At 51.9% G+C, this 9,851-nt stretch carries 7 protein-coding genes and 1 rRNA gene; 7 read left to right on the top strand and 1 reads right to left on the bottom strand.

What is annotated here, in order from left to right; genetic code table 11:
• Positions 1–327: 327 nt before the first annotated feature.
• From OGW13_RS09260 to OGW13_RS09290, 7 genes are all read left to right on the top strand, one after another.
• Positions 328–1,491 carry an efflux RND transporter periplasmic adaptor subunit gene (locus OGW13_RS09260; RefSeq protein ID WP_044263683.1) on the top strand — a complete coding sequence of 388 codons (1,164 nt, stop codon included), beginning with the start codon at positions 328–330 and terminating at the stop codon, positions 1,489–1,491.
• Positions 1,492–1,502: 11 nt separating this feature from the next.
• Positions 1,503–4,616 (top strand): efflux RND transporter permease subunit, encoded by a 3,114-nt coding sequence (locus tag OGW13_RS09265; RefSeq protein ID WP_109739785.1) that lies wholly within the window; start codon positions 1,503–1,505, stop codon positions 4,614–4,616.
• 244 nt (positions 4,617–4,860) lie between these two features.
• A complete protein-coding gene (locus OGW13_RS09270; RefSeq protein WP_000825639.1) occupies positions 4,861–5,082 on the top strand; it encodes a putative periplasmic lipoprotein in 222 nt (73 codons plus the stop codon).
• Between the two features lie 425 nt (positions 5,083–5,507).
• Positions 5,508–6,533 (top strand): amino acid ABC transporter substrate-binding protein, encoded by a 1,026-nt coding sequence (locus OGW13_RS09275; protein ID WP_042998362.1) that lies wholly within the window; start codon positions 5,508–5,510, stop codon positions 6,531–6,533.
• A 69-nt stretch (positions 6,534–6,602) separates the two neighbouring features.
• Entirely contained in the window at positions 6,603–7,784 is a 1,182-nt protein-coding gene (locus OGW13_RS09280) for an amino acid ABC transporter permease (RefSeq protein WP_287115970.1), read from the top strand.
• A 9-nt stretch (positions 7,785–7,793) separates the two neighbouring features.
• Positions 7,794–8,897 (top strand): amino acid ABC transporter permease, encoded by a 1,104-nt coding sequence (locus OGW13_RS09285; RefSeq protein ID WP_287115981.1) that lies wholly within the window; start codon positions 7,794–7,796, stop codon positions 8,895–8,897.
• A 7-nt stretch (positions 8,898–8,904) separates the two neighbouring features.
• Positions 8,905–9,663, top strand: coding sequence for an amino acid ABC transporter ATP-binding protein (locus tag OGW13_RS09290; protein ID WP_042324914.1), 759 nt, complete (start codon positions 8,905–8,907; stop codon positions 9,661–9,663).
• A 106-nt stretch (positions 9,664–9,769) separates the two neighbouring features.
• Here the strand turns inward: OGW13_RS09290 and rrf are convergent.
• Positions 9,770–9,851: ribosomal RNA gene (rrf, locus tag OGW13_RS25840) — 5S ribosomal RNA — on the bottom strand; the annotation flags it as partial.

The following is a 9,851-nucleotide window of genomic DNA, read 5'->3' on the forward strand; positions in this document are numbered from 1 at the left end:
TTCCGAGATGAAACAAAAGCGAATAGCCTCAGCACAAAACATTCAATCAAATAACCCCCACAAATAAAAACCAACAAAAACATTCATACAACAAATGTACATTTCCAAATATATTAGCCAGCAACAAGGCATGACAAAGAAAAACAAAATGAAAAGACAAAGCCATCACTTTTTTGTTTTTACGTGCCGTAGACCCGGCCATAAAATAACTATCGCTTACATCGCACGCTAATAATTTGTAGGATAGCCAACTATTATTTCTTCGTGCACGTTATCGCCTTACCGTTATCCGGTAAATAACGAGCTATTGGTTTTTAAGGAACAGTAATGACGAAACATGCCAGGTTTTCACTCCTGCCCTCATTTATCCTCATCTCTGCTGCGTTACTTGCCGGTTGTAACGATCAGGGAGATAAGCACGCTCAGGCAACCGAACCGCAGGTGACCGTTCATGTGGTTACCGCCGCGCCATTAGCAGTAACCACCGAACTGCCAGGACGCACCTCGGCATTCCGCATTGCGGAAGTTCGTCCACAGGTCAGTGGTATTGTTCTCAAAAGAAACTTCACCGAGGGCAGCGATGTTCAGGCCGGGCAGTCACTGTATCAGATCGATCCTGCCACTTATCAGGCAGATTACGATAGCGCGAAAGGGGAACTGGCGAAAAGTGAAGCTGCCGCCGCCATCGCACACCTGACGGTTAAGCGCTATGTTCCGCTGGTAGGGACAAAATACATTAGCCAACAGGAATACGACCAGGCGATTGCAGATGCGCGTCAGGCCGATGCGGCAGTCATTGCCGCACGAGCCGCAGTGGAGAGCGCACGTATCAATCTTGCTTACACCAAAGTCACCTCGCCGATCGATGGTCGTATTGGCAAATCCAGCGTGACGGAAGGCGCGCTGGTCACTAATGGCCAGGCAACAGCACTGGCTACCGTGCAGCAACTCGATCCTATCTATGTCGATGTCACACAGTCCAGCAGCGACTTTATGCGACTGAAGCAGTCCGTTGAACAGGGTAGCCTGCATAAAGACAGCGCCAGCAGCAGCGTCCAGTTGGTGATGGAAAATGGTACGGCGTATCCCCTGAAAGGGACATTGCAGTTTTCGGATGTCACGGTGGACGAAAGCACAGGCTCCATCACCCTTCGCGCCGTCTTCCCTAACCCACAGCACGCTCTGCTGCCGGGGATGTTTGTTCGCGCTCGCATTGACGAAGGTGTTCAGCCCAACGCTATTTTGATCCCCCAGCAGGGCGTAACGCGTACGCCTCGTGGCGATGCGACGGTACTGGTCGTCAATGACCAGAGCCTGGTTGAGCCACGCGCCGTTGTCGCTTCGCAGGCTATCGGCGACAAATGGCTGATTAGCGAAGGCCTACATCCAGGCGATCAGGTGATTGTCAGCGGATTACAAAAAGCCCATCCCGGCACGAAAGTGAAAGCTACCACGGATGCCAATACTCCTGCGGCAAAAGCGGCGCAATAAGGTAACCGAACATGGCAAATTTCTTTATCAGGCGTCCTATTTTTGCCTGGGTTCTGGCCATCATACTGATGCTGGCGGGCGCTCTGGCGATTATGCAACTGCCCGTTGCGCAATACCCAACTATCGCGCCACCAGCGGTAGCCATTTCCGCGAACTATCCAGGGGCAGATGCGCAAACGGTGCAGGATACGGTGACTCAGGTTATCGAACAGAATATGAACGGTATCGATAACCTGATGTATATGTCCTCCACCAGCGACTCTGCGGGTAGCGTGACCATTACGTTAACCTTTCAGTCCGGAACCGACCCGGATATTGCCCAGGTGCAGGTACAGAACAAACTGCAGCTGGCGACGCCATTGCTGCCTCAGGAAGTTCAACAGCAAGGGATTAGCGTAGAAAAGTCGAGCAGCAGTTTCTTGTTGGTGGCGGGGTTTGTCTCTGACGATCCGCAAACGACCCAGGACGATATCTCCGACTACGTCGCCTCAAACGTAAAAGATACGATCAGCCGCCTGAACGGTGTAGGTGACGTCCAGCTGTTTGGCGCACAGTACGCGATGCGTATCTGGCTGGATGCGAATCGGCTGAACAAGTACCAGCTCACGCCGGTCGATGTGATCAATCAACTAAAAATACAGAACGACCAGATCGCAGCAGGTCAGTTGGGCGGAACGCCTGCTCTACCGGGGCAGCAACTGAACGCCTCTATCATTGCGCAGACGCGACTGAAAGATCCTGAGGAATTCGGCAAAGTCACATTACGGGTAAACAGCGATGGCTCTGTCGTTCGCCTTAAAGATGTCGCTCGTATCGAGCTGGGGGGAGAAAACTATAACGTTGTCGCCCGAATTAACGGTAAACCGGCTGCGGGTCTGGGGATCAAACTGGCGACCGGGGCCAACGCTCTGGATACCGCCAAAGCGATTAAAACCAAACTCGTTGAGCTGCAACCCTTCTTCCCGCAAGGGATGAAAGTGGTTTACCCGTATGACACCACGCCGTTTGTGAAGATCTCCATTCACGAAGTGGTAAAAACACTGTTCGAAGCGATCGTCCTGGTCTTCCTCGTGATGTATCTGTTTTTACAGAATATCCGCGCAACGCTCATTCCGACGATTGCGGTTCCCGTTGTGCTATTGGGTACATTTGCCGTGCTCTCGGCGTTTGGCTACTCGATCAACACCCTGACGATGTTTGGGATGGTGCTGGCGATCGGCCTGCTGGTCGATGACGCCATTGTGGTAGTGGAAAACGTTGAACGGGTGATGATGGAAGAAAAGTTGCCGCCCAAAGAGGCAACCGAGAAATCCATGTCGCAGATCCAGGGGGCGCTGGTTGGGATCGCGATGGTGCTGTCTGCCGTCTTCATCCCGATGGCCTTTTTCGGCGGCTCCACCGGGGCTATTTATCGCCAGTTTTCCATCACGATTGTGTCGGCAATGGCGCTTTCGGTTCTGGTGGCATTGATCCTGACGCCGGCACTTTGCGCAACGCTGCTAAAACCAGCGTCCGCCGAACACCACGAGAAGAAAGGCGGATTTTTCGGCTGGTTTAATGCCAAATTTGATCTCAGCGTTAACCACTACACCAACAGTGTCAGCGGCATTGTGCGCAAAACCGGACGCTACCTGCTCCTTTACATCCTGATTGTTGTCGGAATGGGGGTACTGTTTTTCCGTCTCCCCACTTCCTTCCTGCCTGATGAAGATCAGGGCGTATTCATGACGATGGTTCAGCTACCCGCAGGTTCAACCCAGGAACGAACCCAAAATGTATTGGATCAGGTCACCCATTACTACCTGACTCACGAAAAAGCGAACGTTGAAAGCGTGTTTACGGTCAACGGTTTTAGCTTTAGCGGCCAGGCGCAGAACGCGGGTCTGGCCTTCATCAGCCTGAAGCCCTGGGATGAGCGTAGCGGCAAGGAAAACAGCGTTGAAGCGGTAATTGCGCGTGCAACTCGCGCGTTCAGCCAGATCCAGGATGGACTGGTCTTCCCCTTCAACATGCCGGCGATAATTGAACTGGGCACCGCGACGGGTTTCGATTTTGAACTGCTTGACCAGGGGGGGTTGGGGCACACAGCGCTAACATCAGCACGTAATCAGTTAATGGGTATGGTGGCTCAGCATTCCGATCTGCTGGTCCGTGTTCGACCTAACGGCCTGGAGGATACCCCTCAGTTCAAGCTGGATGTCGACCAGGAAAAAGCACAGGCGCTTGGCATTGCGCTGTCAGACATTAACGAAACCATCTCTGCGTCGTTAGGCGGCAGCTATATTAACGACTTCATTGACCGCGGACGAGTAAAGAAAGTGTATGTTCAGGCAGATGCGAAATTCCGTATGCTGCCAGAAGATATCAATAATCTGTACGTTCGTAGTGCTAACGGCGAGATGGTCCCTTTTTCAGCCTTCAGCTCAGCCCGCTGGGTGTATGGTTCTCCGCGCCTGGAACGCTTCAACGGTATGCCATCGATGGAGTTGTTGGGTGAGGCGGCCCCCGGTCGAAGCACCGGTGAAGCGATGGCCATGATGGAAAGTCTCGCGTCAAAACTGCCTAATGGTATTGGTCATGACTGGACGGGGATGTCATATCAGGAACGTTTGTCCGGCAATCAGGCGCCGGCACTGTATGCTATCTCGCTGATCGTCGTGTTCCTCTGTCTTGCCGCGCTGTATGAAAGCTGGTCCATTCCGTTCTCGGTGATGCTGGTGGTCCCGCTCGGCGTGGTGGGTGCCCTTTTGGCCGCTTCCCTGCGTGGGCTAAATAACGACGTCTATTTTCAGGTCGGACTGTTAACCACGATTGGGCTTTCCGCGAAAAACGCCATTCTGATCGTGGAATTTGCCAAGGATCTGATGGAGAAAGAAGGTCGTGGCCTGATCGAGGCAACGCTTGAGGCTGCGCGCATGCGCCTGCGCCCTATTCTGATGACCTCACTCGCCTTCATCCTCGGCGTAATGCCGCTGGTCATCAGTCGCGGGGCAGGGAGTGGCGCCCAGCATGCAGTCGGAACCGGTGTGATGGGAGGGATGCTGACAGCAACGCTGCTGGCTATCTTCTTTGTCCCGGTGTTTTTTGTGGTCGTCAGAGGCCGGTTTAACAAATCCCAGCGTTAATGTGTAAATTAAGGCGTCTACGGACGCCTTTTTCCTTCAGGTATCTTTCTTTATTTATTAAACAGATAGTCATTTGCACTGCGGAATACTAAATTCACTCCTTCATTATTTTTACAATTCACATGAATTGAGATTATTCCATATGCCAATCTTTTTTTAAGCGGTGGTAAAATTCATTTCGTATTCGCAAAGCAGCATTCCCTGTTGCTGCATTTAGCGGAACGCTTATTTTTGAGGTAACACCATGAAAAGATTAATTCCAGTAGCATTGCTCACTGCATTGCTGGCGGGCTGTGCACACGATTCCCCCTGCGTTCCGGTTTATGATGATCAAGGACGTCTTGTTCATACCAACACCTGTATGAAAGGGACGACTCAGGATAACTGGGAAACCGCAGGCGCCATTGCTGGCGGGGCCGCAGCGGTTGCAGGCCTGACGATGGGGATCATCGCACTGTCAAAATAACATTCTCAGAGCGCGGTACTTGCCGCGCTCTTAGCCTAAGAATACGGTTTTTCATATCATTCAATGTGTTGAAAAATACGTGTTCTAATACATTTTAATAATCAATAACGTCCAACCCTTTCTCTTTTCGCATTTATCTTTCAATACTCACGCTCTCGATATTCACGCCTGAAATCGTTATTTCATTTTGCGAGCATTATTTTAAATATTTTGCTCCAAAATGTGGCTTACGTTTCAATTTCGCACTATTTCAGGGCGCTGATTTTATTTTTTCCTGTCTACACTCTGCTTATTGCGTCGGATATTCACGCGCAAAACCTGGCATTACCTTTGCTTAGAAGAGTATGGCCAATGCCACAGACAGGTTAAAGACGTTGCAGAACGTCTTTCTATAACAATAATTTCTTTGCCACACAGGATGCATTATGAAAAAGATGATGATAGCCACACTGGCTGCGGCCGGTGTGCTGCTTGCGGTTGCCAATCAGGCACATGCGGGAACCACGCTGGATGCTGTAAAAAAGAAAGGGTTCGTACAATGCGGTATCAGTGACGGTCTTCCCGGTTTTTCTTACGCTGACGCGGACGGGAAATTCTCCGGGATAGATGTGGATGTTTGCCGTGGCGTTGCCGCCGCCGTCCTGGGAGATGATACAAAAGTAAAATATACCCCTCTCACCGCAAAAGAACGCTTCACCGCATTACAGTCTGGCGAAGTCGATCTTCTCTCCCGTAATACGACCTGGACCTCCTCACGTGATGCAGGAATGGGCATGTCCTTCACTGGCGTTACCTATTACGATGGCATTGGTTTCCTGACCCACAACAAAGCGGGTCTGAAAAGCGCGAAAGAGTTAGATGGTGCCACCGTTTGTATTCAGGCGGGAACAGATACGGAACTGAACGTGGCGGATTATTTCAAAGCCAACAACATGAAATACACCCCGGTGACTTTTGACCGCTCAGATGAGTCGGCAAAAGCGCTGGAGTCCGGACGTTGCGATACCCTCGCCTCTGACCAGTCCCAACTGTATGCCCTGCGCATCAAACTCAGCAACCCGGCTGAATGGCTTGTACTGCCAGAGGTGATCTCGAAAGAGCCGCTGGGGCCAGTTGTTCGTCGCGGTGATGACGAATGGTTCTCTATTGTGCGTTGGACGCTGTTTGCCATGTTGAATGCCGAAGAGATGGGCGTGACATCGAAGAATGTCGATGAGAAAGCGGCGAACCCTGCAACACCAGATATGGCGCACCTGCTGGGCAAAGAAGGCGACTACGGCAAAGATCTGAAGCTCGACAATAAATGGGCTTACAACATCATCAAGCAGGTGGGTAACTATGCGGAGATCTTTGAACGCAACGTCGGATCGGAAAGTCCACTGAAGATCAAACGTGGACAGAACAATCTCTGGAATAACGGCGGCATTCAATACGCACCGCCAGTGCGTTAAGTCGTTGTGATGTAACGGGCGCCGCACTAGCGGCGCTCAGTTCAGAGTTATGGTTACCGAGGCTTTCTTATGTTCCATCGCCGCTCAAATGTAAAAGGGTCGCTCTCCATTTCAAACCCTGCGGTCCGCGCCTGGCTGTTCCAGATCCTCGCCATTCTTGCGGTCGTTGCAGTTGCTATCTATCTCATTCATAACACGATTAATAATCTAAGCAGTCGCGGCATTACCTCGGGCTTTGCCTTTCTCGACCGTAGCGCTGGGTTTGGCATCGTCCAGCACTTAATCGACTATCAGCAGGGTGACACGTACGGACGTGTTTTTGTGGTGGGTTTGCTTAACACGCTGCTGGTTTCCGCGCTGTGTATTGTCTTTGCGTCATTTATCGGCTTCTTTCTCGGGCTGGCACGCCTTTCAGATAACTGGCTACTGCGTAAACTCTCGACGATTTATATTGAGACCTTTCGTAATATCCCGCCTCTGCTGCAAATCTTTTTTTGGTACTTCGCGGTTCTGCGCAATTTGCCCGGCCCCCGTCAGGCCGCAAGCGCGCTGGATATGGTCTTTCTGAGTAATCGGGGACTCTATATCCCGTCTCCGCAGTTAGGGGAAGGCGTACTCGCTTTCGTGCTCTCGGCAGTGATTGCCATTGCGCTGTCCGTGGGTCTGTTCCGCTTCAATAAAATGCATCAGATGAAAACGGGACAACTTCGCAGAACCTGGCCTACTGCATTAAGCCTGATTGTGCTGCTGCCGCTCATCGCGCATTGGCTTTTTGGTGCGGCGCTGCACTGGGATATCCCACAACTACGCGGATTCAACTTCCGTGGCGGAATGGTGCTCATTCCTGAACTGGCAGCCCTGACGCTGGCGTTATCGGTATATACCTCGGCGTTTATTGCCGAAATCATTCGTGCAGGCATTCAGGCCGTTCCCTACGGTCAACATGAAGCCGCCCGTTCTCTCGGGTTACCTAATACTGTGACCCTTCGCCAGGTCATCATTCCTCAGGCACTTCGCGTCATTATTCCACCGCTGACCAGCCAGTATCTGAATATTGTGAAAAACTCATCGCTGGCCGCCGCCATTGGCTATCCCGACATGGTATCGCTGTTCGCCGGTACGGTACTTAATCAGACCGGACAGGCCATCGAAACGATCGCCATCACGATGTCGGTGTACCTGATCATCAGCCTGAGCATCTCGCTGCTGATGAACATATATAACCGCCGAATCGCCCTCATTGAGCGCTAAGGAATCATGATGACAAAAGCACTGCTGTCTCATCCCATGCGCCCGGCCAGTAACGGCCCTGGTCGTTCGATCGTATGGGTACGGAAGAACCTCTTTTCCAGTTGGTCAAACAGCCTGCTGACGCTGTTCTGTCTGTGGCTGATGTGGGAGTTAATTCCCCCTTTGCTGAACTGGGCGTTCCTGCAGGCCAACTGGGTGGGCTCCACGCGTGCTGACTGTACCAAAGCGGGCGCCTGCTGGGTGTTTATTCATGAACGATTTGGACAATTCATGTATGGATTGTACCCACATGATCAGCGTTGGCGTATCAACCTGGCGTTGATCATTGGGTTGGCTTCCATTGTGCCGATGTTCTGGAAAGCGTTGCCGGGTCGCGGGCGTTATATCGTCATCTGGGCCGTGATCTACCCGATCACTGTCTGGTTCCTGTTGTATGGCGGATTTCTTGGTCTGGATCGCGTTGAAACACGCCAATGGGGTGGGCTGACGCTGACCTTAATCATCGCATCCGTCGGGATCGCGGGGGCACTGCCATTAGGAATTTTGTTGGCACTGGGACGTCGCTCCCACATGCCCGTCGTGCGGATCTTATCCGTCATTTTTATCGAGTTCTGGCGTGGCGTCCCGCTGATCACCGTCCTGTTTATGTCTTCGGTCATGCTGCCGCTGTTTCTGTCAGAAGGAACCAACATCGATAAGCTTATTCGGGCACTGGTTGGCGTGATCCTCTTCCAGTCGGCCTACGTCGCGGAAGTGGTTCGTGGGGGGCTGCAGGCATTACCGAAAGGGCAATACGAAGCAGCAGAATCGCTGGCGTTGGGCTACTGGAAAACCCAGGGGCTGGTCATTCTTCCCCAAGCTCTGAAGCTGGTGATCCCTGGACTGGTGAACACCATTATCGCCCTGTTTAAGGATACCAGTCTGGTCATCATCATCGGTTTGTTCGATCTGTTCAGCAGCGTGCAGCAAGCGACAGTTGACCCTGCCTGGCTGGGTATGTCGACAGAAGGCTATGTCTTCGCTGCTCTGATTTACTGGATTTTTTGTTTCAGCATGTCGCGCTATAGCCAGCATCTGGAAAAGCGCTTTAACACCGGGCGTACACCGCACTGAGGATTCTATGAGCCAACTATTAATACAACCTGCCGACGCGATGATTACGCTGGAAAACGTCAATAAGTGGTACGGACAGTTTCATGTCCTTAAGGATATCAACCTGCGCGTTAAACAGGGGGAACGCATTGTGTTATGTGGGCCTTCAGGTTCGGGAAAATCAACCACCATCCGCTGTATTAACCATCTGGAAGAACATCAACAGGGACGAATTATTGTCGATGGCATTGAGTTGAATGAAGACATCCGCAACATCGAGCGCGTCCGACAGGAAGTCGGCATGGTATTCCAGCACTTCAATCTCTTTCCTCATCTGACGGTTTTGCAAAACTGTACGCTGGCACCGATTTGGGTGCGTAAGATGCCGGTAAAAGAAGCCGAAGCGCTGGGGATGCACTACCTGGAACGTGTGCGTATTGCAGAGCACGCACATAAATTTCCAGGGCAGATCTCCGGAGGACAGCAACAACGCGTGGCCATTGCCCGCTCGCTATGTATGAAACCCAAAATTATGCTCTTTGATGAACCCACGTCGGCGCTGGATCCCGAAATGGTGAAAGAGGTGCTGGATACGATGATTGGCCTGGCGCAATCAGGAATGACAATGCTTTGCGTCACGCATGAGATGGGATTTGCCAGAACGGTGGCTGACAGGGTGATCTTCATGGATCGTGGGGAAATTGTTGAGCAGGCCCCGCCGGATGAGTTTTTTGCACATCCTAAATCAGAACGTACTCGAGCATTCCTGTCTCAGGTGATTCATTAGTCGTTTGCTCTGCCGGGTGACGGCTTCACCTTACCCGGCCTACCGTTTTTTCGGCGTATAAACGCAAAAAGGCCATCCTTTCGGATGGCCTTCTCACTTGTTTGATGTCTGGCAGTTCCCTACTCTCGCATGGGGAGACCCCACACTACCATCGGCGCTACGGCGTTTCACTTCTGAGTTCGGCATGG

The sequence above is a fragment of the Citrobacter sp. Ca225 genome (assembly GCF_030337175.1).
Lineage (GTDB): Bacteria > Pseudomonadota > Gammaproteobacteria > Enterobacterales > Enterobacteriaceae > Citrobacter_A > Citrobacter_A amalonaticus.